Origin of the sequence: Methylobacterium sp. NEAU K, assembly GCF_030700285.1 — a bacterium.
In the GTDB taxonomy this organism is placed as follows: Bacteria; Pseudomonadota; Alphaproteobacteria; order Rhizobiales; family Beijerinckiaceae; genus Methylobacterium.
Genome location: NZ_JAUYZJ010000020.1, coordinates 37,592 through 58,485, shown reverse-complemented (window position 1 = coordinate 58,485; position 20,894 = coordinate 37,592). Strand labels below are relative to the sequence as shown.

The window sequence follows — 20,894 nt, the reverse complement described above, 5'->3', positions numbered from 1 at the left end:
TTGCGCGAGCGCCGGATAGGCCGTCATCCGCGACAGGACCCGCCCTTTCAGGGACGCTTAGACCGTCAGGGGCAGACGATCCGGGATCCGGCCGACGCCGCGCTGCCCAGCCGCACGATCGAGAAGCGACGTCGTCGCGAGTGGACGCTTCCCGTCATCCGTGCGAGGTCCGAGGTCGCATTCCGGTGGGGCTGCACGCGTCCGCCACAGGGGCGGCGCGAGAACAGCCCGCTCCGCGACGGTCGTCGCTTCTGTGCCTAATCCTCCTCGGGCGGGTCCTCGAACTCGGCACCCTCGGTGTCCGGAGCGATGCGGAACCGATACTCGTCGATGGCCAGGAAGGCGCGGTGCGCGGCCTGCGGGTCGATGCCGTCGCGCACCACGAGCGTCTGGAAGTCGATGAACAGGCGGGCGATCCGAGCCTCCTCCGAAAGGCCGGCGAGCGCTGAGGAACTCGCGCCCGCCCGCATCATGTAGCGCTTCGCCGCCCCTGCCACGTCGGGCGCAGGCACCACGACAACCTGCCCGGCGGTGTCTGGCCTCAGCTCCGCCCAGCGGGCGGGCGTCCAGGCGATGATGGCCTCGATCTGCTTCATCGGCACCTCCGGCGGCGGGTCGGGAAGACCCGCCTACCGAGCGCGCGCGCGTGCGTCGAGGCCCGGCGACGTGTCAGTGCGCCATCTCGACCTGTCCGCGGATCTCACCCTTCGGGTTCGCCGCGGTGTGGACGTTGAAGTAGATCTTGCCAGCCTCGAGATCGGCGGCCTTGGAATCGTCCAGGGTCGCCTCGCCGGAGAACGGGCTGCTGGTGGCGGTCACCGGCACGAGCACGCCCGCATTCTCGCCGGCCTTGGCCGGGCCGTGGAAATGCGCGGCGGTGACCGGGCCGGTCAGACCGCTGTAGGTCCCGTTCCAGCTCAGGCGCTTGGTGGCCGGATCGTAGGTCGCGGTGACTTGGCCGGTAGCCTTCGACTGCGTGGCCGGAACCTCGCTGCCGCCGTCGAGGGTGGCCTTGTAGGTCATGCTCGACCCCGCAGCCCAGGCGGCTGAACAGGCGAATGGCGCGGGTGCCGCCAGGGCGAGGAGGGCGGCGAGGCTGGTGCGGGCAAGGCGTGTCATCGAACGCTCCTGGGCGTCACGGCCCCGAGGCGAGGCCACGTGTCGCAAGATAGGGGACGTGCCGACGCCGGCCATCGCGTTGTCCTCGGCCGCAGGACGTGGTGTCGTCCCACGACGGTTCAGCGGCGGGGACGCGATGGCGGTGATGGAGGCGGGTGCCCCGGCGACCGAGCACGGACGCGAGATCACGGTGCGCGGCCTCGTGCTGGGCGCGCTCATCACGGTCGTCTTTATGGCCGCCAACATCTACATGGGTCTCAAGACCGGGATGACCTTCTCCTCGTCGATCCCGGCCGCGCTGATCTCGATGGGCGCGCTCCGGTTCGTGGGAGGCGCCGGCATCCTCGAGAACAACATCGTGCAGACGCAGGCGTCGGCCGCCGGCACCCTGTGCAATGTCATCTTGGTCCTGCCGGGGCTGGTGCTGATCGGGCACTGGCATGGCTTCCCGTTCTGGGAGACGAGCCTCGTCTGCCTGATCGGCGGCTGGCTCGGCGTCGCATTCTCGATCCCGCTGCGCCGGGCCCTCGTAGTGGGCAGCGATCTCCCATATCCCGAGGGTGTCGCCGCGGCCGAGGTCCTGCGCGCCGGGCATACGGACTCGGACGATCGCGGCCTCGCCACTCTGCTGGGCGCCGCTGCGGGCTCGGGCCTCGTCGCATTCGCGACGAACGGGCTGCGCCTACTGGCGGACGGCGTGCTCACGGCCTTCAGCCTGGGCGGCGCCGCGTTCAGCATCGGGAGCGGCTTCTCGCTGGCGCTGGTCGGGGTCGGCTACCTCGTGGGGATCGGCGCCTGCCTCGCCCTGCTGACCGGCGTGGTCGTGGCCTGGGGCATCATGGTCCCGGTTCTCACCGCCCTAGCCCCCCAGCCAGGGCTATCGCCCGGCGAGGCCGCCCAGGCCGTCTGGGCGGGGCAGGTGCGGCTCGTCGGCGCCGGCATCATCGCGGTCGGCGGGTTCTGGACCGTCGCCACCCTGGTCCGGCCGATCGCCCGCAGCATCCGCGCGGCCGCAGCCGCCGGACGCCCCGCGCGCGCCGCCTCCCGGCAGGAGCGCGACCTGCCGCTGGCGCTCGTGCTCGGGGCCGGCCTCGCCCTGTGCGTCCCCCTGGGGGCCTTGTTCACCCGGTTCGCGGCGGATCTCGGCATCGCGGGCCCGACGCTGGTCAGCGTGGCGGCAGCGTCGCTGCTGTTCTGCGTGGCCTTCGGCGCCGCGATGGCGGCGGTCTGCGGCTATCTCGCGGGCCTGCTCGGCTCCTCGACCAGCCCGATCTCCGGGATCGGGATCCTGACCGCCATGGTCGGCGCCCTGCTCCTTCCGCTGATCCTCGGGCAGGCCGTCGGCCCCGATGCGCGGCGCGTCACGGTGGCCCTGGTGCTGCTCGCAGCCTCGGTGATCGTCACGGCAGCCTCCATCGCCAACGACAACCTGCAGGATCTCAAGACCGGTCAGATCGTCGACGCGACGCCCTGGCGTCAGCAGCTCGTCCTGATCGTCGGCGTCGCCGTGGGTTCGGTGGTGATCGTGCCGCTTCTGTCGCTGCTCTACGGCGCCTACGGCTTCGTCGGGTCCATGCCGCGGTCCGGCATGGACCCGGCCCTGGCGCTCACCGTGCCCCAGGCCTCCTTGGTGACCCAGATCGCCGACGGCATCGTGGCGCGCACGCTGCCGTGGCCGATGCTGCTGCTCGGCTGCATCCTCGGCGCCGCGATGGTCGGCCTCGAGGTCGTGCTCAAGCGGCGGGCATTCAGCTTCCCGGCGCTCACCGTCGGGATCGGCATGTACCTGCCGCTCTCCGTCGAGATGACCATCGGCGTCGGTGGCGTGCTCGGCTTCCTGTGCGAGCGCTCCATGCGCCGGCGCGGCGCCGGTCCGGAGCTCGTGGAGGCTTCCCGCCGCCGGGGTGTTCTGATCGCATCCGGGTTCCTGGTCGGCGAGAGCTTCGTCGGCATCGCGCTGACCGCCATCGACGCGGCCTCCGGCCGGTCGTCCACGCTGAGCCTGGCCGGCCCGGGCATTGCCGAGGCCGCGCCGTATCTCGGGCTCGGCGCTTTCGCCGTGGGACTTGCGGTGACGGCCCGGCTCATCCGCGGACCCTTCGAAGCCCCGTTGAAGTCCGCAGCCGCCGGCACCGGCGAATTGCGCGCGCAAGACCGTTGACAGCCCGCGCCTGCCCTCCCTATACCCCGCCCGCTGGACGCGCGATCCCTTTCGGGACAGGCGCGGCTTGGGGCGGGGTAGCTCAGCTGGTTAGAGCAGAGGAATCATAATCCTTGTGTCGGGGGTTCAAATCCCTCCCTCGCTACCATTTAAGTCTTTGTTTTTACTGACATCGGCCGGATAGTCTCTTTTCCGGTTTGACACTTGTTCGGCTTCGGTTTGACGCCTCTCCTCGCTCCGGCGGGCGAATTCGGCGTCGAGCGTAGCCACTAACGCCCGCATCTTCGGCGCTAGATCGGCCCCCTTCGCATAATGCCGAGCCATCTCGATCGTGCGCTGTCCAAGCGCGTCCGCGATCGCTCGCTCGTCGTGCCCGATCTCCCGCAGGACCACCGCGAGGGTGTGACGAAGGCCGTAGAGTGTCAGCCCAGGCTGCACCCTCCCCGCCTCCTCCAGCCGCATCCGGATCGGCCGCCAGGAGGCTCGGAATCCGCTGAGCGTCCAGGGCTTGCCTTCCGAGTTGGCGCACAGCGTCGGCGCGGTGTGCTCCGGGGCTGCAGCCAGGATCATCGCAAGCGGCAGCGGTGCCGGCCAGAACACCGGCTCGCCCGTCTTCGAGCGGCTCGTCGACAGTTCACCGTCCCGGTACGCCGCGCGAGGCAGGGTGAGCGCATCCTTCGGCCCGAGACCGGTGAACATCATCAGGGCCACAGGGGTGAGGATATGCGGCGGGGCGCCGGCCAGCACGGCCTCGCGCTCGGCGTCCGACCATGGCCGATTCGCGTCGGGTTCGCCCTTCTTCTTGCGCAGATCCTTGATGCCGGCGGCCGTGTTGGCCGGCAGGTGGCCGCGCTCCGAGCCCCATGCGAACAGCAGAGACAGGACCGCCTTCACATAGTTTCCGAACCGCCGGCCCTTCCGCTCGGCCGCACGATCCCGGACCTTCACGACGAAGGGACGCGTAAAGCGCTGCAGGTCCGTGCCGTCGATGTCCTTCAGATAGTCGAGGACCTTTTGGTAGTCGGCGCGTGTCTGCGGTGCGAGGTCGGTGAAGGCTGTGTGCGCCCGGTAGGCTGCGATGAGACTGCCGAGCGTACCGGCCTTCGGTGCAGCCGCCGCCTCTGCGCTACGGCCGATCCGCGCGACCTCGTTGAAGAAGGCCGCGGAGCCGAGCGGCGCCTTCTTCAGGTCGATCTTCTCGCCGGTCGCCCGGTGGTAACACCGCATGGCTCCGTGCCGGTCCGCAAAGATCTTGAACCCCTTTACCCGGACGCGCGTCACCCGAGCCTCTCCAGGATCTCCTCGTCGCTCTCCTGCGACGCCTCGCGTTCCGGAAGTGCCTCGAAGAACAGGTCGATCTGCGCGCGATCCCACAGCACGCGAGTGCCGACCAGCTTTGGCCGCGGCATCAGGCGCTCGCGCACCATCTCGTCGAAGGTGGTCGTCGACACGCCGACGTAGCGGGCAGCTTCCAATCGGGAGAGCCCCTTCGGAGCGAACGGTAGCGCGAGCCGCTCGGGCCGCTCCTGTGCACGAGCGCTACGCGGCACTATCCCCTCCCTGCCCCTTAAGTCCGGCGTCGCGCGCCTGGACAAATGCACCGCGCTTCCAGTCAATCGCCGCGCTCATGCCGCCCCCGCGATGTCGAGCGCATCGATTGCGTCGAAAACAGCTCCGGAAACAAAGCCGGACTTAATACCTCGGCCGATAGTCTGATTTCTGATGATTCGGAGTCGAACAGTGGCCGAAGAACGCAGAAACGAGCCACGCAGCCACGCCCTAAAGACAGGGCAGCTCGCTTTCGGCCACCCGCAAGAGCACTGCGATTGCCTCGTTTGGGATATCGCTAGATCCGGAGCGATGATCGAACTGGAACCCGACATGACGGCTCCGGAAACATTCCGTCTGATCTCGACAGGATTATCGCTCAACCAACTCTGCGAGGTGGTTTGGCGTGACGGCCAGAAGCTGGGCTTGAAGTTCGTCATCTGAACGCTGCGCTCACCCATGGCGCACCTCCACGGTAGCGACTTCGAGCGCGTCGGGCGGGGCGAGCGGCTGCCAGCAGCAAAATGGTGGGCGCCAGATGATTGCTCTCAAGGAACGAGCGACCTTGTCGATCAATTCAACATAGATCGATTGGACGGCGTTCTTACCGTCCACGGACGACAGGTCACGCCATGGCTCTGAGCGTCCTGCGTATCCACGAAAGACCGGGAGAGCGCGATGACTGGCGGCGAGAAAGACGGCGTTGCGCCGTCCGTAGAGGATGTTGCTGCCCGAGAGGATGCCAGCAGGAAGCGATTCATCGAGGAAGGTGGTCCGCACCAGCCTCGGGACGAGAATACCTCGGGTAAGGAACGTCCGACCGGAACGGTCTCCGAAGACGAGGAGACAGGCCTCATCGCCTCGATGAAGAGGATGTAGGCACTCAGAAGCCACGGCGAACCTCCTCAATGCCGAACAGATCCCCCTTCGCGCCCTCGGCATCGGCCTCTGCGCGGAGCTTGCGGGCGATCGCCCGCATGAGCGCGGTCTGGCGGTCGGCGTGCTGTTGTGTCATGCGGCCGGCCTCGACCCAGCGCGGATAGGCGCGCTGACGCTGGCGGACCTCGCGTTCGGCACAGTCGGCGAGGTCGGCGGCGGTGAAGCCCTCACGCGTGATGGTGCGGGACTCGGCCATGCTGCTACTCCGCGGCGATGGGAAAGGAGGCTCCGAGCTCCATCTGCTCGGGCCTGGGTGACCAGGCGCCCGGCGTCTGCAGAGCGTCCCAGCCGTCGGCCATGCCGCGCGGGGTGTTCTGCGGGCGCCAGTGGTTCTGCGCGATGTCGGTGCTGTCGGCGGAGGCGAACGGCCAGGGCTCGCCGCTGCACTGCATGCCGCGGAGCATGTGCACCCACGGCAGATGCCGGTGCTCGCGGGCGAGCGCGTTCCAGCACTCGTCCATCCGGCGACGCCAGAGGTCGGACATGACCTTGCGGTACTCCGCGGTCGAGCCGATGCAGACGCGCGGCCACTTCGAGCACAAGCGCAGGAGCCGGGGCAGCGGCTCGTCCATGTGCCAGACCGGCGCGCCGCGGTGGCCGAAGGGCCATTCCCGCAGGAGCGCGTCCTGGAGCTGCGACCCGCCGTCGATCACGTCAGGGATCACCGCCCAAGTGGTCGGGAATCCGAGCCAGCGGTCACACCAGGCGTAGAAGGCCGGCCAGTCGGTCTCGGCGCCGCGCTTCCACTTTGAGAACGCGCCGTTGTCGAGCATGACGCTCTGGCCGATCTCGTGAACTCGGCCGACCTGCTCCGGCCGGGCGTGGCTGACGCAGAAGTGCCGGCCGGCGAGCTGGTAGAGCGCCGCCACGGGCGTGATCGGCGTGCCGTGGTAGTGGATCATGCCGCGGCCCCGGTTTTGCCGATGCATGCGGCTAGGCCCGCTGCTACGCTCTCGACCTGCGATCGAGAGGACTGGACGTGTTCAAGGGCTTCGTGCGTGAGGGCGAGTTGCGGCGCTGGGCGCCATGGATCGGCGTAGCGCTGCTGATCCTGTTGGCGGTCGCTCTCGAAACAAGCATGGAGAGCGTCTGCTGGGACCAGGAAGCAGCCAAAGCCGTGAAAGTAGGCGATGCGGCAGGATGCTTTGAATTTTGGTTCAACCGATACCAGGCAATCATTGGAGCCGCCGCAACGATTATAGCTGGATGGCTTGCCTTTGCCGGAGCGATGAAACAAGCCACCGGCACCGATGCGCAAGTAAAAATTCTGAGAAAGCAGATATTTTCTGAGACAGTCTCTCGGCTTAGCGATCTTATATCTTACATTTCCGCTATTTTCGTGCTCATGGAGAAAGCAGCATCGGCACAATGTGAAGCAATCAATAATTTTAATTTTATCAAATCTAAGTCTGAACTCTATGCGGCAGCGGAGGCGTTTGACGGCAAGGCGACTACTGAGGACATGAGCGGCGTAAGCGGGGAAATAAACAGAAACCTCAACGCTATTAATGACAGCGCAGACAAAGCATTCAAGCTTCTTGAGGAGGCTAGGATGCCTCAGCAAATTCATGAAGCTGCCTCGCAATTTTTTGAGAAATCTAAACAAGAATATCAGAAACTGATAAGCGTCAAAAAAAGTATTGACCGTCCATTGGCGCAAAATCAGCTCTTCGATCTTCGCTTGCATGACGATATGAGGGCGATCGTCGACGCAATAAACAGGAGAGAGCGCGAGATAGAACTGAAGCAATTGGCCGATTACGCCCTCGTTAACAGCGAGCTCAGAAGGCTTAAATTGCTTAGAGATAGCGCAATCGAGTCTGCAGAAAGTAGAGACGGCTAGATTTGACAATATATTGTGCGGGCTGCCTGCACAAAATGCCTCGCTCCGCTTCGGGGAGATAGGGGAGCGCTTCATGCCGCCACGCCCTCCCCGCTCGCCGGGGCGTGCCGCTTCCGACCATCGCCGAACTTCGCCCAGTGCCGAACCTCCCGGTACGAGACCCCGGCCAGCGCAGTCCAAGCCTCGCAGCACTGCTCCAGCGTGAACATCGCCGTGTGGCAGGTCTCACGGGTCAGCCCCATCCGCGCGGCCAGGAAGCCGTAGACGCGGCCTCGGGCGGCCTTTTGGACGGTCTTGATGCCGGCCATGTCGAGGTTGCCGTAGCCGCCGGTGCGCGGCGCGTGCTTCCACAGCGGGTCGATCCGGCGATGGTGCAGGATCATCCGCGCCTCGCGCAGGGCGGCGTCGGCCGGGAATCCCAGCGGATCCTCGATGCCGGGATGGCAGCCGACGTACGTGTCCTCGCAGATCATGCAGGCCCAGATCGGCTTGTCCGCGAGGTCGGGCCGGTGCGGGTAGATCTCGCGGCCATCGGTGAGACGGGCGGTGGTCTCACACGCCGGGCAGATGGGGGCGGCCATCACGCAGCCTGCTCATCAGCCGGCGCGAAGCCGGGGAAATCGTCGTCGAGGGGCGGCCTGTCGTCGGCCGCGTCCGCGTAGGAGGCGGTCCGGTCCAGCTCGTCCAGGATCGGAGTCAGGGCGCGATCCTGCTGCTCGGTGAGGCTGGCCCGGAACGCGCGCAGGGACTCGCTACCCTCTGCGGCTCGCTCCCGCGCGGCCGTCATCAGCCGCTCACGGCCGGTCTGCTGCCGGGGCTGCTCGATGGTCTGCTGCGCCGCCTCCCGCTCCTCCGCGAGCGGCTTCACCGTGAAGGGCTTGCGGCTCGCGCGTTTCTCGGTGAGCGCCATCGTCACCGCCGAGGTGATCCCCGACATGTGGCTGATCCGGATGCCGCCGACCGCGACGCCGCCGAACTGCACGGCGTCATCGCGGTAGAGCGTCATCCGCCGTCCGGCGTAGGCGTTGCCGTCGTTGCCCCAGACCCGCACGAGGACGCGCCGCATCGACTTGCCCGGCTTGTAGGGCTTGCCGTTGTCGCCCTCGAAGTAGATCGCGATAGGCTGGTCCGGCTCCTTCATGGCGGAGACGCGGGTCACCTTGATGGTGCGTGGGCCGCTGATCAGGTCATCAGCGTTGAGCTGGTCGCTCTTGGGCGCGATCGTCTGCGAAAGGTCCGTCATAGCTGGATCTCCCGGTTGATCCGCTTCGTCGGGATCGCGCCGGCGATGGCGTCGCGGTAGCGGCCCATCGCGTCCCGGATGCGCTGCTCGAAGTCGCCGGCGGCTGAGAGGATTGCGGCCTGGATGGTCTCGTCCGGGTAGGCGCGGATCACGGCCAGCGGCAGCCCGCCGGAATACGAGACCAGGTCGCACCAGGACCGCTCGGAGACGAGGAGCCCGGTCTGGATCTGGAGCAGGTAATCGCTCGGAATCGTACCCTCGGCGACGTCCACCAGGAACGTCTCGACCTGGTACTTTTGCCGGCGCGACTTGCACTCGACGAGACCGTCGGTGCCGACCAGCGCGTCCGGCGAGTAGCCGAGCGTGAAGCCCCACCGGTCGTTGGTGATGAAGCCGACGGTCTCGGTCTCGGCGTAGTGCTTCGCGTAGAGCGTGAGCGCCTCGACCTCGTCATCGCGGCCGCGCAGCATGTCGTCGCTGACGTACCTCGGCTCGACGAAGCCAGTGATCCGCTGGGCGAGCAGTTCGTAGAGGTGCGAGCGCTCCTTCTCGTTCTTGGCCGCCTTGAAGGTCGGCGTGAGGATCAGCGATATCTCGCTGGCGGTGAGCATGCCGCACCGGGCCGCGATCCACTCCTCGGTGCCCTGGTAGAGGTCGGCGTGGATGCGCACGGTGGACTGGCGCTCGATGGTATCGGGGGCGAGCAGGGCCATGGCGCTCAAGCCTCCGCTTGCACGGTGACGCCGAGCCCGGCGTTGATCGCCGCAGCGAGCATCTCGGCCCGCTCCAGATCCAGGCTCGCGGACCCAGCCGGCAGCAGGAGCGCGAACACGGCGCCGTCGGCGTCGCGGAGCCCACGCAGGACGCCCTCGCAGAGACGCACGGACGCCCGGATCCCGAGGAAGGTCGCGCGCTGGGCGAGGGTGACGGCGCGGGGCTCGCGCATCTCGGCGGGCAGGACTGCGTGGGTCATCACGGCCTCGGCTGGAGAGAAGGATTCGAGGGTCACGCGCGGGACTCCCCGGCGGTGCGCTGCGCCTTGCGCAGGCGGGACAGGGTCGGGCCGACGCTGATCGGCGCGAGGCGAAAGCGGGCACCGATCTCCTCGCGGGAGAGGCCGGCGCGGGCGGCTGCGAGGAGCCGGGCGTTCTCGGCGTCGGTGCGTTTGCAGCCGCGGCCGGCCCGGCCTGGACGGGGCGCCTCGACGCCCATGTCCTTCACGTGCTCCCAGACACAGCGACCGGATCGGCCGACCTGGGCGCCGATCTCCTCGACGGAGACGAGCTGCGCCCGCAGGCAGCGCATCTCCTCGCGCTCGCGGTTGGTGACGGGGCCGGTCCTCACCGGCGCCTCCCCGCAGCCCGGAGCCGCGTGCGCGCGTCGGCGAGCACTGTGACGTCGTCGCGCCCGTCGAGGTCGACGCGGGTCTCGGCGGTGAACAGAGCGATATTGGCCGCCATGCTGGCCGCGGTCGCGTGCTTCAGCGCCTCGGCGAGGCTCCGGAGCATGTCGTCGCGCGGCTGCTCGAGGGCGGCCTGGGCGATGAGGATCTGCGCCGCGCGGACGTTCTCGGCGGCGGCGCGCAGGCCGCCGTAGAACTCGGACGCGCGCTGATCCTGCGCGTGGATGGCGCTGACCAGTTCGCTGTAGCTCGGGACGCCGAACGCGGCGGCGTAGCGGTCGACCAGGGCGATGAACGCCTGATGGTCCGGGGCGGAGCGGACGGCGCAGCTCATCGAGCACCCGCCAGCTTGGTCAGAGCCCGGTTCTCGGCGTCCATGCGCTCGCGGAGCGCGGCGTTCGCCTCGTATTCCCGGGCGAGCATCGCCAAGGCGTCCTCGGTCAGCATCTCCAAGCCGAAGCGGCGGAAGACGCGGGCCATCAGAAGCTCGTCGGTGAAGGCGTTGATGCCGTGATGGTCGGTCACCACTGCGAGGTCGGCCTCACGCTCGGCGTGGGAGGCGATGACGTCGGGCACCTGCGCGGAGGCGATGGTTTTTGCACCCGGCAGGACATGCCGGTGCGCTTCACGGAAGGCGTTCATCACGCGGCCTCGCGAAACTGGTCGGCTTCGAAATCCGCGATGGCGGCCAGCTCGTCGGCGGCCTCCAGCGCGAGGGATTCGGCGTGGTCCTGGGCGGCGAAACAGGCTTCGGCCCAGCAATCGAAGTCGTCGCCGAGGGGGCCGTAGGGGCTGCGCAGGGCATAGCCGGCGCGGGTGCCGCTGATCGTGTAGCCGGCGGGGAGAGCGAGGGTCGCCATGATCAGGCTGCCTCCTCGTCGCGCCAGTAATATGCGACTCGCTCGCGCTCCTCACGCTTCGCTTCAAGGAAGCTGAAGCGGTCCAGGATCGCGACCTCGACAGCCTCGTGCTGCTCATCGGTCAGCTCGACGAGCTCGTGGCGCTCGGTGACGACGGAGGTGATCTCGAACTCCGGGCCGGAGCCCGGGTCGAAGTGCTCGGCGTAGCCATGCGGGTGCGTACCGAAGCGCGAGACCGTGAATCGAGCGCATAGGCACTCGTCAGCGTCGGGATCGCGCGGGTCCGGGACCCAGCAGAGGTGCTGCGAGGCCATGGTCAGGCGGCCTTCGCTTCGTGCGCGCCGTCGAAGAAGTATTCGATTGGCGTTCCGGTCTGCTGGGCGACGATGCTCAGCGCGATGGCGATGATGCGGTTCGTGCCCTTCTCGTACTTCTGGAGCTGGGCGGTCGAGATGCCGATCGCTGCCGCGACCGTGCGCTGGGTGAGGCGAGCGCGGATCCGGGCGGCGCTGATGCGCTCGCCGATACGGACGTCCACGGCAGTCGCGGGCTTGCCGGCCATGTCAGCGGCCTCCCTGCTGAGAGGCGCAGACGGCGGCCACGTGCTGGACGATGAACGCCAGCACGAACGGGGCGACGCCGATGGTGAGAGAGGCAAGCAGGCAGTGTGCGACCACCACCGTGGCCGAAGCGTCCTGGAGATTGTCGAGGTAGGCGGTGAGCATCTGGGGCTCCATCGGCTCGTCGGGAGGCGATGGAGGGACGGTATAACCGTGGTTGTTGGTTGTCAACTACCACGCTACCAAGCGCGGTGTTTGGTTGTTGTCCACAGGGCCAGGCCGAAAACCGACGTTGACTCCGACTAGAACATAAACAGAACATCTGATCCCGGGACAACCGGAGGAAGCGATGAAGCCTGAGCCAGCCGGCCAGAAAACGTACTATGTGGTGCAGGGTTTTACGCGCGATCGTCGGGGCATCCGAATGGATCTGCCCCTGGAGGCGGGAACGAAGGGCCTAGCGCTTCGAATGGCCGAGCGTATGTCGGAGCGGAAATCAGCCGTGGTTGTCTTGGCGCGCACCGGGAATCCGGAGACCGGCGAATTTGAAGAGCCTGAGGTCGTGTGCAGCTACGGCGAGATGCCAGACGACGATTTGCCGTTCTAGCCCTTGCGGAAATTTTTGGACACGATCCGGTGGCGCACCGACCACTCCTGGCGGTCTAGCAAGAATTCCTCCGCAGGATTAAACTGCCGCACTCGCCAGGTCGTATCAGTAGCCCCGAGGAACCGCTTGACCAGAGCAAGCGGTTCCTCTGCTTTGGAGCTGAAGAACGCGCACGATGTGTCGGATAAAACTGGCAATCGCGGGTTCACGAACAGGGTATCTCCCGGCTCGAACTCAGGCACCATCGACTCGCCAGTCAGATAAAGCGCGTAACCGTCGCGAACACCTTGCAGCGAAGGTGGGCGAGGTACGCTGCCGATCGGCTCGCGCTCAATGATTAGAGAGCCCTCCCCGCCTTCGGCCGACGCATAGAGCGGCACGTCTCCGACAAGACCAGCGGCAGCAGCCCAGTAAGCCGGATCGCGCGCGTATTCCGGCAGCGCGATTGCTGGCTGTGGCGCTCGCCTTTGCGGCGGCCTCGCGTTCCCGAAAGCCTCTTCCGGCATCGTAGCCGGATCAATGCCGAGGGCCTCGCACAGCTTGCCCAGGATCTCGGTTGTCTGAACCTTGTGGTTCTCGATTTTGCCGATGGCGGCCTGAGACACGCCGACAAGGTTGCCGAGGGCCTTCTGCCCTAGGCCCTTGGCCTCGCGCGCCTCTCGGATCCGATCGTGCCACGTCATCATTGCAAGCTACAACTTTGGTTGTGGAACCGCTCGGTTTTTCTGGTTGTTGACAACCAACAACCAAACCGATCATATTCCGCGCCATGTCGGACGTTCGCCCCCTCATCGAAGCCGCGATCCGAGACCGCGGATCGGAAGCCAAGCTGGCGAAGGCCTGCGGGGTCTCTCAAGCGGCCATCAACAAGGCGAAGCAGGTCGGGCGATGTTCACCCAACCTCGCCGTGCGGATCGAGAAGGCGTGCGGCATCAGCCGACGCCTTCTCTGCCCCGAGTTCTTCCGGATCCCCGGCGAGAACGGTGTTCCCGTCGAGGGAGCGGCCGCGTGATGGGCGCCGATCACAGCTTAGCGCTTGGCCTTGGCGGCGGCGGCGGCGGCGGCAGCTTTCCGGTCCTCGACGCGTTTCGGCATCGTAAAGAGGTATTCGAGAACGGACTGCGTGAACCCGGCAAGATCTGCCACGTCCTCGGCTGCTGGCTCGTCCAGCTCGTGCGTTCCCTCATTTCCCAGAAGCCGTACTTGGTGGCACCAATCCTTGAGAGCCGGCGGAAGCTTACCATCTTCGGCAAGCTTGTTGATACGCGGGCCGAAATCGCCCCTCACGTCCGGCGCGAAAGCCTTCAGCCCGATGTCGATGGTTTTGCGATAACCCATTGCAGCCGTGTCGAGGTGATTTCGTTTCTCGGCCTCCTCGGCCTGGACGTAGACCCGCGCAACTTTCTCCGGAACGTGATCGGGGGCCGAGCTGACCGCGCTCGGTGGATAGGTCATTCCGAGGTTCTGGCACTTGTTGTTGATCGCCTGCGAGCCGCCGTGCAGCGCGAAAGTAGACAAGTTGTCCGTCATCGACATTACGAGCGCTACGCTTGGCATCCCGCATGCCGTGCAGAACACGAACAAGGCTTCCGGTCCGTGTCGTGTTCGGCTGATCCCAAGAATTTCCATTGCGATCTTCGTCTCGCAGTGGGGGCAAACACTTGCGAAGGTAGCCATGTCTGAGCAGCCTCAATCTGCGGCCGACATGGCCGCTGCTGAACTTCGAGTGCGGGAAGCGCTGGCGAGCGGGTCGCCGACAGAGCGTCTGAACGCGCTGATGAGCGTGTATTGGAGCACGCCGGACGACAAGCGCGACGCGCTTTTCGCTGTGCTCGCTTCCCGGCTCACGCTCATCCGGCCGGCCGAACAGGGCATGGCCTGATGCGCTGCGCCCTCACCCTTCTCGTCACACTCGCTCTGGCCTCCTGCGAGGCCGACGAGGTCGCCGCCCGCTCGACGCTGAAGGACCTTGGCTTTCACGGCATCGCCGTCGAGCGAGCGCCGGTATTCGGCCGGCCCTGTGGCTGGGGCGAGCCCTTCGCGGTGCAGTTCCGGGCCACGCGCGAGGATGGGACGCCGGTCGCCGGCACGATGTGCAGCGTCGACGAGGCGACCGAGGACGCGCGGCTGCTCCCCGATGTGGAGGGCCGGCACTGATGGGTCTCGCATCCCTCCTCCTCGGCGCATGGATCGTCGTGAGCTGCACCTTCGGGCGCGCCCTGATCTCTGGTGGTGCTGGTGAAGCCCTGATCCGCCGCGCAAGCCACGTCGGCCTCGCTGTCGGCGCCGGGCTGATCGTCTGCGGAGCGCTCCAGTGAGCGCCGCCCCTCGCCTTTCGCCGCGTGCCCATGCCGCTGCCAGCGTCGAGGCAATGGCCTCGGTGGCGGTCTCCTGCCTGGAGCCCACCGTGACCGACGCCAAGAACTTGCTCGCCCTCGGTTGTTCCTGCCGCCGCGCGGCGGCTGCGTTCGCGATCCTAGCGGCGCGTCTCGCCGTCGAGGTTGAGCGCGGCGAACACCCGGACACCGGCGCGGCTGCCGAGACGGCGCAGCAGGCACTCGACCTGGAATACGCCGCGCAGCACCTCCAGGCCGAAGCCCAGGACGCCGAATTGATGGCGATCCTGCGCCACCGCTCGCGGTTCGCCGACCTCATCCGCATGGCGGAGGCCATGGATCGTGGTCTCAGCTTCGTGCCGGTCGAGGCGGTGGCGGCCGACCGTCTGCCCAATCCTGCGGTGGTTGTCGTTGTCGGCCAGGACAACGCCGCCTCGCTTCGCGAGCGCGTTGGCCGTGGCTTGGCGCGTCTGAAGAGGCGTGCCTGAAATGTCGATGTGCGTGCACATGGCTCGCCCCGCAGTTCTCGTCCCGGAGGACAGTATCGCGCTCGGCAAGGCTTCGTCGTTACCAACGATTGCTGACTTGCGCACAGCTTTCTCCCATCGTGTCGGGCTTCACCGGCCGATCGCCTGCCCGCACCTTTTCCTCCGTTTCGACAACGGCGGGCAGGCGTCCCTCATTCCCCATCGCAGCGGTCGCAGGCTCACGCCTCCCGCCAGCGAGCGATCCGGCCGAGACCATCGCAATCTCGGACCCTCGGCCGGGTCGTCCCTCTCCCTGCGCGCCCGTCCCTGCCTGCAAGCTGGCGGTCGCGCTGTGTGCCGTGCGTACCCTCAAGCACTCCCTCTGCATGTCGGCTCCCTCCGTCCGTGGTCGAAAGTAACCACGGACGGATTTGCCCATGTGCAAAAGGTCTTTGCGGAAATCGCAAATGTCGAACGCTGACGTGATGAGGGCGCGCACCGCCTTCGACGATCTGCTGCGCTTCGAGACGCGCGGTCCCGGCGACACGGCCAACGCCATGCGCCGGATCGCGACGCGCGCGGCAGTCCCATTCGGGAAGCTGTGGGCGCTCCGGTACCGGCCGCCCAAGGAAATCGCCTCGCACATCCTGGCTCGGATCGAGGCCGCCCACGCCGCCGAACGAGAGCGGCAACTCAGGAGGCTCGCTCATGAAGTCCAGCTCACCTCCGCCGTCGCCGGGACTGCTCACCCTGCGGTGGTTGCGGGTGAGGCTGTTCTTCGCGCGGCAGGCCGCACGCCTGAAGGAACGGCTGCGCGCCGTGCAGGACGGTCGCCCGCACCCGCACTGGTCGGGCCGGATGCTGCACCGTGTGTGCCGAGCCTGCGGGCTTCGGCGGACCTGACGGACCTGCCGCTGTGGCGGGCCGCGAGCGAGGGGGAGTGAACATGTCGAGCGACGAGACCAAGCTGGAAGACGAGCTGCAGGCAAAGGGGCTCAACGCGCCCCGCCTGACGCCCGATCACATCGACAGCCGCATCGTGAGCGCGGCCTACCACGTGTTCCCGGGCACGACCCTGACCGTCTGCGCGCTCACGCTGCGCAACGGCTTCATCGTCACCGGCACCAGCGCGGCTGCCTCGCCCGAGAACTTCGATCCGAGCATCGGCGAGCAGATCGCGCACCGAAATGCCCGCGAGCGAATTTGGGAGCTGGAAGGCTACCTGCTCCGCGAGCGGCTGGCGGCGGCGTGACCATGTCCGACGGCGCCTTCGTCATCTCCCTACCCCAGCATCTCAGCGTCCTGCGCCAGGGCGTCGAGAAGCACGTTCCGACGACCACGGCGAACGTGCTGGTTCGGAACGGGCTGATCACGCTGCTCGTGTGGGCCGAGCGGATGGCAGAGATGCTCGCCGAGAAGACGGCCACCTCGGCGCCCGCGCAGCAGCAGTTCCACGCTCCGCTCGGCGAACGTTCGCCCGTCGTCGAGGCGCCGCTCGTGCCCCGCCGCGACGGCCGCGACCCGCGCCTGCCGGGCAACCGCCCTCACCTCTGACCTCCAGACCCAGGAGAGACCATGCGTCTGCTCACGCCCGTCCTGCACTTCTTGTCCTCGATCCGCGGCTCGTCGCTCGCCGGCGCGAGCAGCGCTGTCAACGCCATCGAGGCGCACGTCGACGTCGAGATCGAAACTGCCGTGCAGCCGATCCGCGAGGAGCTGCTCACCGCGCGGTCCGAGCGCGACGCGATCAGCGCCGAGATAGCCACCCTTCGCGCTGCGCTCGGGATCCCCGAGCCAGCGTCCACCAGCACGGGGGCCGCTGCCCCTTTGCAACCCGGCTCTTAGGCGCCGTCCGTCGCCTGAGAGCCGCCCTCGATACCCTGCTGAAGGATCCGAGCATGACCGAGAACGACGCCACCCTCATCAAGCGCATGGCCGGCGACATGGCCCAGATCGCATACGGGCTGAAGGCGATCACCGACACGGTCCCGGCGCTCGCCGCGCGGGTCGCCGCCCTTGAGGCCGTGCACGGCACGAACGTCCAGGCCGACACGACGTCCATCGCGGACATCCTCTCGACGATCGAGGGCGCGGCTCCGGCCGTCGCTGCTGCTGCAGTGAGCACCGCCGCCACCGCCGAGGCCGCAGCGCAGGCCAGCGGCATCCAGCAGGCGCCAGCCGAGCAGCAGTCGGCGGTGTGACCCCGAAACGAAAACCGCCCGGCCTGCTGTGGGAGCGGGTGCCGGGCGGTCTGAAGAGAATGGGCGTGGTGCCCATCCATGGAGATAGCAATGGAAGCCACAACAGACGCAGTTGCGCAAGCCGAAGCGGCCGTTGAACTCGGCATAGAGACTTTGCGCGGCGATATCCGCGACCGGATCCTCGACAACATCTGCCGCCAAATGCCGTGCTGGACCAAGATGTCCGAGCACGAACAGCGGACCATGATCGGCCGCGCCGACGACGTGGCTGGCCGAACCGTGCGCGAAGCCATCAGGGTCGTGGCCCATCAAGGCTTCGACCAATTGGTGGTCTCGACCGGCAAATGGACGGTCAAGGACGGCCTCAAGCTTGAGGTCGGTGCCTCCGGGTCGGTCGACGATATCACGAAGCCTGCGGTGCTCGTGCTCGCCGAGCCGGGCGTCTTCTTCGGCCAGCGTGCCGACGCGCTCGCCGACAAGGATCAGCCCGAGCTGCCGATCGCCGACGAAGACGGCGTGATCGCGCAGGACGGAGATGATGAGGACGGCGAGGTTCCGGAAGCCGAGGAGGGCGAGGACGAGGCCGACCGGTCACCGCTGCCGGAGCCGCCCGCCCGCGTCACCCGGACTCGCCGCTCGCGCGAACCCGCAGACGCTTGAGCCTGGAGGCGCGCGGTGTCCGATACCGTCATCATCCGCCTGCCCGGAGCCCCTCGCGGGAAGGGCCGGCACCGTGCGCAGCTCGTCCATCGGGGAGGACTGGCGCGCATCCACTCTCATCCCGATCAGAAGACCGAGGCCTACGAGAGCGCCCTGCGCCTCGCAGCCGGCGCCGTCATGCGCGGGCGCCCCCTCCTCGCCGGACCGCTGGAGGTCCGGATCTTCGCCACCATGCCGATCCCGGCAAGCTGGTCGAAGCGCAAGCGGCAGGACGCCATAGAGCGCCGCCTGCGGCCCACGACGAAGCCCGACTGGGACAACATCGCCAAGGTCATCGACGCGCTGAACCACGTCGTCTGGGCGGATGACGCCTCCGTGGTCGATGGCGTCGTCCGCAAATTCTACGGCGAGACGCCGGAGCTGGTGATCCAGGTCACGGCCCTAGAGCTGCAAGCCGTGAGGGCGGCGGCATGACATGGCTACTCCTCCAGTCTGGCCGCGCCCTGTTCCGCGGCACCTATGGCGACGCGCTCGACGCGGCCGAATCCATGCGCGTCTGCGAGCGGGCCTTCCACCCGGACGGCTCGGAGCTGACGCCGCGCCTGGATCGCGGCGTGATGCTGGTGCCGGCGCAGATGCTCCCCTCGGTTCGGCGGAGGGCTGCCGCGTGAGCCACCGCGAGAACAAGGCGCACGCGCTCTCGGAGCGTGGGAACGACCTCTACGAGACGCCGGCCGTGGCCGTGCGCGCGCTGATGGCGATCGAGTGGCTGCCGCAGCGGATCTGGGAGCCGGCCTGCGGGCCCGGCGCCATCGTGCGCGAGCTCTGCGCGGCCGGCCATGAGGTCCTGGCCACCGACCTCGTCGACTATGGCTGGAAGGGGCAGGTCTCGGGCCTCGACTTCCTGAAGTTCGAGGAGGTGCCTGAGGGCATCGACTGCATCCTCACGAACCCGCCCTACAAGGACGCGCGCGCCTTCGTGGAGCAGGCGGTGCGGCTTTGCCCGCGGGTCATGATGCTGCTGCGGTTCTCGTTCTACGAGAGCATCTCACGCGGCTCTATCCTCGACACCGGCACGCTGGCCCGGGTGTATTGCTTCCGCAAGCGCCTGCCGATGATGCACCGGGACGGCTGGGAGGGACCGAAGGCCTCCTCGAACATGGCCTTCGCGTGGTTCGTCTGGGACGTCTCCCACCGCGGCCCGACGCAGCTCAGCCGCATGTCCTGGGAGGACTTCACCGAGGCCGATCACGCGCCCGGTCCCATGCCTATGGCGGCGGAGTAGGCCGATGAGCGATCCAACCCTCATCGCCGATCTGGCCCGCGCCGGCCTTGATCCCGAGCTGCTCCAGCGCGTCGCTATGGAGCTTGCCCGCGCGCAGGTCGCCGTCGAGGCGATCGAGAAGCGCCGGATCTCCGACCGGGTCCGCCAGGGACGCACGCGTCACGTGAAGTCACGTGACACCGCGGACGGCACGTTACCCCCCGTCCCCTCCCCGGATGGTCCGCCCCCTCCTCCTGCACCTCCACCCCCACCCCTTAACCCCTCCCCAACCCCCGGTTCCGACCCTGACGGGTCGGCCGACGACGTCGGGCAGGCTGGCGGCGCTGGCGCGGTCGAGGGTGTCGAGGGCCTGAGCGTCCGCCGGGTGCTGATGACCCGGGGCATCGCGCTGATCTGCGCCAACACCGGCCGGTCCCAGCACTCAGCGCGCGCCCTGATCGGCCACTGGCTGGCGATCGCCCACGACGAGGCGATGGTGGTGCTCGGCCTCATCGAGGAGGCGGACGGACGCGAGCTGGCAGATTTCTCGAGCTGGGTCGACCGGCGCCTCCAGGCCCGTCGCGAGGCGTTGGGCCGTCGCCCTGACCGCGGCCGCCCCTTCCAGCCCACACCGACCGGCCTCGCCGCTCGCCTCATCCGCCAACGTGCCGAATCCCTGACGGGAGCCTACGATGTCGAACCGCCTTCCATCGACGCGAACGACCCTGACGCCGGCCCAAGTCGAGGCGAGGATCTCGGCACTGCATGGCAGGCTGGAGGTCCATCCCGTCCTTCCGACCCGCTACTGCGTGCGGCGGGACAGGGCGGTCTCGACCACCGAGCGGCAGCAGCTCTCCGCAGTCGCCGAGCGGCTTAACGCTGAGCTGTCCGCCTCCTCGAATCCCGCCCATGTCGACACGGTCGTGACCCGGGTGCTCCTGGGATTCGAGCAGGGGCGCGGGCGCGGCGACGACGAGAACGAGGTGCTAGTCGGGGAATATGTGTCGGCGCTGAAGGCCCTGCCGCTGGCGGCGATTCACGCCGCGGCCGAGCGGTTCCGGTCCGGCCAGACGCTGCGGCCCTGGTCGAAGCGATTCCGCCCGTCGCCGGCCGAGTTCGCGGCCGAGGTCCGCGAGGGTCTCATCCCGCTCAGGACGCGACTGCTGCACCTCCGCCGCGTGCTCGATGCCGAGGTCTACGACGTGCCGACGGCGGCCCAGCGCGATGAGGTCGCCCGGGCCGCGGAGGCGCATCTCCAGCGCATGCGGCAGGCCGAGCCCAGGCGGCACCGGCCCGAGACGCCAGCCGAGATCGCCAGGGCGCACGAGGCGAAGCTGCACGAGGACCTTGCGCGCCTCCGGGAGGCTGGCCGCGGGCCGGAGATCGGCCGCCTGATCGCGCGCATCGACTCTCGGCATGGACACACGGGAGGCGCGCCGTGAGGCCGGACCTCTGGAAGGCCGAGCTGCGCCAGCGCGAGGCGGCGCGGAAGGCGGCTGAGGAGAAGGCCAACCGCCCGGCTGAGCGCAGCTGCGCCGCCTGCGGGGTGTTCGGCGCCTCGTTCGGCTTCGGCGTGCTCCGCGGGCGCTCGGACGGCCTGTGGTCGTGCGGCGATCTGGAGTGCCGGGCGGCTGTCGAGGCGATGGTCGCGGCGCCGAATTCGGCGGTCGGGCAGGCCGCGTGA

The 20,894-nt window shown here is 67.8% G+C and carries 41 protein-coding genes and 1 tRNA gene; 22 read left to right on the top strand and 20 right to left on the bottom strand.

Going from position 1 to position 20,894, the window contains the following annotated elements; translation table 11 throughout:
* Window positions 1-257: 257 nt before the first annotated feature.
* Both Q8W67_RS16865 and Q8W67_RS16860 read right to left on the bottom strand, forming a co-directional pair.
* Window positions 258-596 (bottom strand): hypothetical protein, encoded by a 339-nt coding sequence (locus tag Q8W67_RS16865; RefSeq protein WP_305547582.1) that lies wholly within the window; start codon window positions 594-596, stop codon window positions 258-260.
* Between the two features lie 73 nt (window positions 597-669).
* Window positions 670-1,119, bottom strand: coding sequence for a CHRD domain-containing protein (locus Q8W67_RS16860; protein ID WP_305547580.1), 450 nt, complete (start codon window positions 1,117-1,119; stop codon window positions 670-672).
* A 136-nt stretch (window positions 1,120-1,255) separates the two neighbouring features.
* Here Q8W67_RS16860 and Q8W67_RS16855 point away from each other — a divergent pair, with 136 nt between their 5' ends.
* Together Q8W67_RS16855 and Q8W67_RS16850 are read left to right on the top strand one after the other, a co-directional pair.
* On the top strand, window positions 1,256-3,280 hold the full coding sequence (locus tag Q8W67_RS16855) for an OPT family oligopeptide transporter (protein WP_305547640.1): 2,025 nt from the start codon (window positions 1,256-1,258) through the stop codon (window positions 3,278-3,280).
* Between the two features lie 71 nt (window positions 3,281-3,351).
* A tRNA-Met gene (locus tag Q8W67_RS16850) sits at window positions 3,352-3,428 on the top strand.
* On the opposite strand, the gene Q8W67_RS16845 is transcribed toward Q8W67_RS16850, so the two are convergent.
* A complete protein-coding gene (locus Q8W67_RS16845) occupies window positions 3,407-4,561 on the bottom strand; it encodes an integrase (RefSeq protein ID WP_305547575.1) in 1,155 nt (384 codons plus the stop codon). The two genes, Q8W67_RS16850 and Q8W67_RS16845, sit on opposite strands and share 22 nt — an antisense overlap.
* The gene (locus Q8W67_RS16840; RefSeq protein WP_305547572.1) at window positions 4,558-4,830 is read right to left on the bottom strand and encodes an AlpA family transcriptional regulator; all 273 of its coding nucleotides are present in this window, start codon (window positions 4,828-4,830) and stop codon (window positions 4,558-4,560) included. The genes Q8W67_RS16845 and Q8W67_RS16840 overlap by 4 nt, the downstream gene beginning before the upstream one ends.
* 190 nt (window positions 4,831-5,020) lie before the next feature.
* On the opposite strand from Q8W67_RS16840, the gene Q8W67_RS16835 reads away from it, so the two are divergent.
* A complete protein-coding gene (locus Q8W67_RS16835) occupies window positions 5,021-5,272 on the top strand; it encodes a PilZ domain-containing protein (RefSeq protein WP_305547570.1) in 252 nt (83 codons plus the stop codon).
* A 9-nt stretch (window positions 5,273-5,281) separates the two neighbouring features.
* Here the strand turns inward: Q8W67_RS16835 and Q8W67_RS16830 are convergent, their stop codons facing one another.
* The 3 genes from Q8W67_RS16830 to Q8W67_RS16820 form a co-directional block, all read right to left on the bottom strand.
* Window positions 5,282-5,608, bottom strand: a complete 327-nt coding sequence (locus tag Q8W67_RS16830; protein WP_305547568.1) for a hypothetical protein — start codon at window positions 5,606-5,608, stop codon at window positions 5,282-5,284.
* Window positions 5,609-5,711: 103 nt separating this feature from the next.
* Complete coding sequence (locus Q8W67_RS16825; RefSeq protein WP_305547566.1) at window positions 5,712-5,963, bottom strand: hypothetical protein; 252 nt, start codon at window positions 5,961-5,963, stop codon at window positions 5,712-5,714.
* Window positions 5,964-5,967: 4 nt separating this feature from the next.
* Window positions 5,968-6,669, bottom strand: a complete 702-nt coding sequence (locus tag Q8W67_RS16820; RefSeq protein ID WP_305547564.1) for a hypothetical protein — start codon at window positions 6,667-6,669, stop codon at window positions 5,968-5,970.
* 77 nt (window positions 6,670-6,746) lie between these two features.
* On the opposite strand from Q8W67_RS16820, the gene Q8W67_RS16815 reads away from it, so the two are divergent.
* Window positions 6,747-7,610, top strand: coding sequence for a hypothetical protein (locus Q8W67_RS16815; protein WP_305547562.1), 864 nt, complete (start codon window positions 6,747-6,749; stop codon window positions 7,608-7,610).
* Window positions 7,611-7,681: 71 nt separating this feature from the next.
* Here Q8W67_RS16815 and Q8W67_RS16810 read toward each other — a convergent pair whose 3' ends face one another.
* From Q8W67_RS16810 to Q8W67_RS16760, 11 genes are read right to left on the bottom strand one after another with little or no spacing between them, the layout of a single operon-like run.
* Window positions 7,682-8,191, bottom strand: a complete 510-nt coding sequence (locus Q8W67_RS16810; RefSeq protein WP_305547560.1) for a zinc-finger-containing protein — start codon at window positions 8,189-8,191, stop codon at window positions 7,682-7,684.
* The gene (locus Q8W67_RS16805; RefSeq protein ID WP_305547558.1) at window positions 8,191-8,853 is read right to left on the bottom strand and encodes a hypothetical protein; all 663 of its coding nucleotides are present in this window, start codon (window positions 8,851-8,853) and stop codon (window positions 8,191-8,193) included. Before Q8W67_RS16805 ends, Q8W67_RS16810 begins: the two co-directional genes overlap by 1 nt.
* A complete protein-coding gene (locus tag Q8W67_RS16800) occupies window positions 8,850-9,566 on the bottom strand; it encodes a lambda exonuclease family protein (protein WP_305547556.1) in 717 nt (238 codons plus the stop codon). The genes Q8W67_RS16805 and Q8W67_RS16800 overlap by 4 nt, the downstream gene beginning before the upstream one ends.
* Window positions 9,567-9,571: 5 nt before the next feature.
* The gene (locus tag Q8W67_RS16795; protein ID WP_305547554.1) at window positions 9,572-9,862 is read right to left on the bottom strand and encodes a hypothetical protein; all 291 of its coding nucleotides are present in this window, start codon (window positions 9,860-9,862) and stop codon (window positions 9,572-9,574) included.
* The gene (locus tag Q8W67_RS16790; protein WP_305547552.1) at window positions 9,859-10,197 is read right to left on the bottom strand and encodes a hypothetical protein; all 339 of its coding nucleotides are present in this window, start codon (window positions 10,195-10,197) and stop codon (window positions 9,859-9,861) included. Before Q8W67_RS16790 ends, Q8W67_RS16795 begins: the two co-directional genes overlap by 4 nt.
* Complete coding sequence (locus Q8W67_RS16785; RefSeq protein ID WP_305547550.1) at window positions 10,194-10,589, bottom strand: hypothetical protein; 396 nt, start codon at window positions 10,587-10,589, stop codon at window positions 10,194-10,196. The genes Q8W67_RS16790 and Q8W67_RS16785 overlap by 4 nt, the downstream gene beginning before the upstream one ends.
* A complete protein-coding gene (locus Q8W67_RS16780; RefSeq protein WP_305547548.1) occupies window positions 10,586-10,897 on the bottom strand; it encodes a hypothetical protein in 312 nt (103 codons plus the stop codon). The genes Q8W67_RS16785 and Q8W67_RS16780 overlap by 4 nt, the downstream gene beginning before the upstream one ends.
* On the bottom strand, window positions 10,897-11,115 hold the full coding sequence (locus tag Q8W67_RS16775) for a hypothetical protein (protein ID WP_305547546.1): 219 nt from the start codon (window positions 11,113-11,115) through the stop codon (window positions 10,897-10,899). The genes Q8W67_RS16780 and Q8W67_RS16775 overlap by 1 nt, the downstream gene beginning before the upstream one ends.
* A gap of 2 nt (window positions 11,116-11,117) precedes the next feature.
* A complete protein-coding gene (locus Q8W67_RS16770; RefSeq protein ID WP_305547544.1) occupies window positions 11,118-11,429 on the bottom strand; it encodes a hypothetical protein in 312 nt (103 codons plus the stop codon).
* Between the two features lie 2 nt (window positions 11,430-11,431).
* On the bottom strand, window positions 11,432-11,677 hold the full coding sequence (locus tag Q8W67_RS16765) for a helix-turn-helix domain-containing protein (protein ID WP_305547542.1): 246 nt from the start codon (window positions 11,675-11,677) through the stop codon (window positions 11,432-11,434).
* Between the two features lies 1 nt (window position 11,678).
* Window positions 11,679-11,840 (bottom strand): hypothetical protein, encoded by a 162-nt coding sequence (locus tag Q8W67_RS16760; RefSeq protein WP_305547540.1) that lies wholly within the window; start codon window positions 11,838-11,840, stop codon window positions 11,679-11,681.
* Between the two features lie 184 nt (window positions 11,841-12,024).
* Here Q8W67_RS16760 and Q8W67_RS16755 point away from each other — a divergent pair, with 184 nt between their 5' ends.
* Window positions 12,025-12,282, top strand: a complete 258-nt coding sequence (locus Q8W67_RS16755; RefSeq protein WP_305547538.1) for a hypothetical protein — start codon at window positions 12,025-12,027, stop codon at window positions 12,280-12,282.
* Here the strand turns inward: Q8W67_RS16755 and Q8W67_RS16750 are convergent.
* A complete protein-coding gene (locus tag Q8W67_RS16750; protein WP_305547536.1) occupies window positions 12,279-12,968 on the bottom strand; it encodes a helix-turn-helix domain-containing protein in 690 nt (229 codons plus the stop codon). The genes Q8W67_RS16755 and Q8W67_RS16750 overlap by 4 nt on opposite strands.
* An 83-nt stretch (window positions 12,969-13,051) precedes the next feature.
* Between Q8W67_RS16750 and Q8W67_RS16745 the strand changes: the two genes are divergently transcribed.
* Window positions 13,052-13,294 carry a YdaS family helix-turn-helix protein gene (locus Q8W67_RS16745; RefSeq protein ID WP_305547534.1) on the top strand — a complete coding sequence of 81 codons (243 nt, stop codon included), beginning with the start codon at window positions 13,052-13,054 and terminating at the stop codon, window positions 13,292-13,294.
* Window positions 13,295-13,311: 17 nt separating this feature from the next.
* Here Q8W67_RS16745 and Q8W67_RS16740 read toward each other — a convergent pair whose 3' ends face one another.
* Window positions 13,312-13,812, bottom strand: a complete 501-nt coding sequence (locus Q8W67_RS16740) for a DUF4145 domain-containing protein (protein ID WP_305547532.1) — start codon at window positions 13,810-13,812, stop codon at window positions 13,312-13,314.
* Here Q8W67_RS16740 and Q8W67_RS16735 point away from each other — a divergent pair.
* The 16 genes from Q8W67_RS16735 (at window position 13,802) to Q8W67_RS16660 (ending at window position 20,894) form a co-directional block, all read left to right on the top strand.
* On the top strand, window positions 13,802-14,164 hold the full coding sequence (locus tag Q8W67_RS16735; protein ID WP_305547530.1) for a hypothetical protein: 363 nt from the start codon (window positions 13,802-13,804) through the stop codon (window positions 14,162-14,164). The two genes, Q8W67_RS16740 and Q8W67_RS16735, sit on opposite strands and share 11 nt — an antisense overlap.
* Window positions 14,164-14,439 carry a hypothetical protein gene (locus tag Q8W67_RS16730; protein ID WP_305547528.1) on the top strand — a complete coding sequence of 92 codons (276 nt, stop codon included), beginning with the start codon at window positions 14,164-14,166 and terminating at the stop codon, window positions 14,437-14,439. The genes Q8W67_RS16735 and Q8W67_RS16730 overlap by 1 nt, the downstream gene beginning before the upstream one ends.
* Complete coding sequence (locus Q8W67_RS16725) at window positions 14,439-14,600, top strand: hypothetical protein (RefSeq protein ID WP_305547526.1); 162 nt, start codon at window positions 14,439-14,441, stop codon at window positions 14,598-14,600. The genes Q8W67_RS16730 and Q8W67_RS16725 overlap by 1 nt, the downstream gene beginning before the upstream one ends.
* Complete coding sequence (locus tag Q8W67_RS16720; protein WP_305547524.1) at window positions 14,597-15,106, top strand: hypothetical protein; 510 nt, start codon at window positions 14,597-14,599, stop codon at window positions 15,104-15,106. Before Q8W67_RS16725 ends, Q8W67_RS16720 begins: the two co-directional genes overlap by 4 nt.
* A 446-nt stretch (window positions 15,107-15,552) precedes the next feature.
* Window positions 15,553-16,029: a hypothetical protein gene (locus tag Q8W67_RS16715; RefSeq protein WP_305547522.1), complete on the top strand. Its 477-nt coding sequence runs from the start codon at window positions 15,553-15,555 to the stop codon at window positions 16,027-16,029.
* 2 nt (window positions 16,030-16,031) lie between these two features.
* Complete coding sequence (locus Q8W67_RS16710) at window positions 16,032-16,337, top strand: Gp49 family protein (RefSeq protein ID WP_305547520.1); 306 nt, start codon at window positions 16,032-16,034, stop codon at window positions 16,335-16,337.
* 2 nt (window positions 16,338-16,339) lie between these two features.
* Complete coding sequence (locus Q8W67_RS16705) at window positions 16,340-16,639, top strand: hypothetical protein (RefSeq protein ID WP_305547638.1); 300 nt, start codon at window positions 16,340-16,342, stop codon at window positions 16,637-16,639.
* Between the two features lie 21 nt (window positions 16,640-16,660).
* On the top strand, window positions 16,661-16,930 hold the full coding sequence (locus tag Q8W67_RS16700) for a hypothetical protein (protein ID WP_305547518.1): 270 nt from the start codon (window positions 16,661-16,663) through the stop codon (window positions 16,928-16,930).
* Window positions 16,931-16,983: 53 nt separating this feature from the next.
* Complete coding sequence (locus tag Q8W67_RS16695) at window positions 16,984-17,286, top strand: hypothetical protein (protein WP_305547516.1); 303 nt, start codon at window positions 16,984-16,986, stop codon at window positions 17,284-17,286.
* Window positions 17,287-17,376: 90 nt separating this feature from the next.
* The gene (locus Q8W67_RS16690; protein WP_305547514.1) at window positions 17,377-17,946 is read left to right on the top strand and encodes a hypothetical protein; all 570 of its coding nucleotides are present in this window, start codon (window positions 17,377-17,379) and stop codon (window positions 17,944-17,946) included.
* 15 nt (window positions 17,947-17,961) lie between these two features.
* On the top strand, window positions 17,962-18,420 hold the full coding sequence (locus Q8W67_RS16685) for a RusA family crossover junction endodeoxyribonuclease (RefSeq protein WP_305547512.1): 459 nt from the start codon (window positions 17,962-17,964) through the stop codon (window positions 18,418-18,420).
* Complete coding sequence (locus Q8W67_RS16680; RefSeq protein ID WP_305547510.1) at window positions 18,417-18,617, top strand: hypothetical protein; 201 nt, start codon at window positions 18,417-18,419, stop codon at window positions 18,615-18,617. The genes Q8W67_RS16685 and Q8W67_RS16680 overlap by 4 nt, the downstream gene beginning before the upstream one ends.
* Window positions 18,614-19,231, top strand: coding sequence for a class I SAM-dependent methyltransferase (locus tag Q8W67_RS16675; RefSeq protein ID WP_305547508.1), 618 nt, complete (start codon window positions 18,614-18,616; stop codon window positions 19,229-19,231). Before Q8W67_RS16680 ends, Q8W67_RS16675 begins: the two co-directional genes overlap by 4 nt.
* 4 nt (window positions 19,232-19,235) lie before the next feature.
* The gene (locus tag Q8W67_RS16670) at window positions 19,236-20,087 is read left to right on the top strand and encodes a hypothetical protein (RefSeq protein ID WP_305547506.1); all 852 of its coding nucleotides are present in this window, start codon (window positions 19,236-19,238) and stop codon (window positions 20,085-20,087) included.
* A complete protein-coding gene (locus tag Q8W67_RS16665; RefSeq protein ID WP_305547504.1) occupies window positions 20,020-20,652 on the top strand; it encodes a hypothetical protein in 633 nt (210 codons plus the stop codon). Before Q8W67_RS16670 ends, Q8W67_RS16665 begins: the two co-directional genes overlap by 68 nt.
* Window positions 20,649-20,894, top strand: coding sequence for a hypothetical protein (locus Q8W67_RS16660; RefSeq protein ID WP_305547502.1), 246 nt, complete (start codon window positions 20,649-20,651; stop codon window positions 20,892-20,894). The genes Q8W67_RS16665 and Q8W67_RS16660 overlap by 4 nt, the downstream gene beginning before the upstream one ends.

Bases quoted from the DNA above. Each gene is read 5' to 3' on its own strand.
- Q8W67_RS16865 (WP_305547582.1), bottom strand. From the start codon at position 596: ATGAAGCAGATCGAGGCCATCATCGCCTGGACGCCCGCCCGCTGGGCG.
- Q8W67_RS16860 (WP_305547580.1), bottom strand. From the start codon at position 1,119: ATGACACGCCTTGCCCGCACCAGCCTCGCCGCCCTCCTCGCCCTGGCG.
- Q8W67_RS16855 (WP_305547640.1), top strand. From the start codon at position 1,256: ATGGCGGTGATGGAGGCGGGTGCCCCGGCGACCGAGCACGGACGCGAG.
- Q8W67_RS16825 (WP_305547566.1), bottom strand. From the start codon at position 5,963: ATGGCCGAGTCCCGCACCATCACGCGTGAGGGCTTCACCGCCGCCGAC.
- Q8W67_RS16820 (WP_305547564.1), bottom strand. From the start codon at position 6,669: ATGATCCACTACCACGGCACGCCGATCACGCCCGTGGCGGCGCTCTAC.
- Q8W67_RS16810 (WP_305547560.1), bottom strand. From the start codon at position 8,191: ATGGCCGCCCCCATCTGCCCGGCGTGTGAGACCACCGCCCGTCTCACC.
- Q8W67_RS16805 (WP_305547558.1), bottom strand. From the start codon at position 8,853: ATGACGGACCTTTCGCAGACGATCGCGCCCAAGAGCGACCAGCTCAAC.
- Q8W67_RS16800 (WP_305547556.1), bottom strand. From the start codon at position 9,566: ATGGCCCTGCTCGCCCCCGATACCATCGAGCGCCAGTCCACCGTGCGC.
- Q8W67_RS16785 (WP_305547550.1), bottom strand. From the start codon at position 10,589: ATGAGCTGCGCCGTCCGCTCCGCCCCGGACCATCAGGCGTTCATCGCC.
- Q8W67_RS16780 (WP_305547548.1), bottom strand. From the start codon at position 10,897: ATGAACGCCTTCCGTGAAGCGCACCGGCATGTCCTGCCGGGTGCAAAA.
- Q8W67_RS16775 (WP_305547546.1), bottom strand. From the start codon at position 11,115: ATGGCGACCCTCGCTCTCCCCGCCGGCTACACGATCAGCGGCACCCGC.
- Q8W67_RS16770 (WP_305547544.1), bottom strand. From the start codon at position 11,429: ATGGCCTCGCAGCACCTCTGCTGGGTCCCGGACCCGCGCGATCCCGAC.
- Q8W67_RS16765 (WP_305547542.1), bottom strand. From the start codon at position 11,677: ATGGCCGGCAAGCCCGCGACTGCCGTGGACGTCCGTATCGGCGAGCGC.
- Q8W67_RS16760 (WP_305547540.1), bottom strand. From the start codon at position 11,840: ATGCTCACCGCCTACCTCGACAATCTCCAGGACGCTTCGGCCACGGTG.
- Q8W67_RS16755 (WP_305547538.1), top strand. From the start codon at position 12,025: ATGAAGCCTGAGCCAGCCGGCCAGAAAACGTACTATGTGGTGCAGGGT.
- Q8W67_RS16750 (WP_305547536.1), bottom strand. From the start codon at position 12,968: ATGATGACGTGGCACGATCGGATCCGAGAGGCGCGCGAGGCCAAGGGC.
- Q8W67_RS16745 (WP_305547534.1), top strand. From the start codon at position 13,052: ATGTCGGACGTTCGCCCCCTCATCGAAGCCGCGATCCGAGACCGCGGA.
- Q8W67_RS16740 (WP_305547532.1), bottom strand. From the start codon at position 13,812: ATGACGGACAACTTGTCTACTTTCGCGCTGCACGGCGGCTCGCAGGCG.
- Q8W67_RS16730 (WP_305547528.1), top strand. From the start codon at position 14,164: ATGCGCTGCGCCCTCACCCTTCTCGTCACACTCGCTCTGGCCTCCTGC.
- Q8W67_RS16725 (WP_305547526.1), top strand. From the start codon at position 14,439: ATGGGTCTCGCATCCCTCCTCCTCGGCGCATGGATCGTCGTGAGCTGC.
- Q8W67_RS16715 (WP_305547522.1), top strand. From the start codon at position 15,553: ATGTCGAACGCTGACGTGATGAGGGCGCGCACCGCCTTCGACGATCTG.
- Q8W67_RS16710 (WP_305547520.1), top strand. From the start codon at position 16,032: ATGTCGAGCGACGAGACCAAGCTGGAAGACGAGCTGCAGGCAAAGGGG.
- Q8W67_RS16705 (WP_305547638.1), top strand. From the start codon at position 16,340: ATGTCCGACGGCGCCTTCGTCATCTCCCTACCCCAGCATCTCAGCGTC.
- Q8W67_RS16700 (WP_305547518.1), top strand. From the start codon at position 16,661: ATGCGTCTGCTCACGCCCGTCCTGCACTTCTTGTCCTCGATCCGCGGC.
- Q8W67_RS16695 (WP_305547516.1), top strand. From the start codon at position 16,984: ATGACCGAGAACGACGCCACCCTCATCAAGCGCATGGCCGGCGACATG.
- Q8W67_RS16690 (WP_305547514.1), top strand. From the start codon at position 17,377: ATGGAAGCCACAACAGACGCAGTTGCGCAAGCCGAAGCGGCCGTTGAA.
- Q8W67_RS16680 (WP_305547510.1), top strand. From the start codon at position 18,417: ATGACATGGCTACTCCTCCAGTCTGGCCGCGCCCTGTTCCGCGGCACC.
- Q8W67_RS16670 (WP_305547506.1), top strand. From the start codon at position 19,236: ATGAGCGATCCAACCCTCATCGCCGATCTGGCCCGCGCCGGCCTTGAT.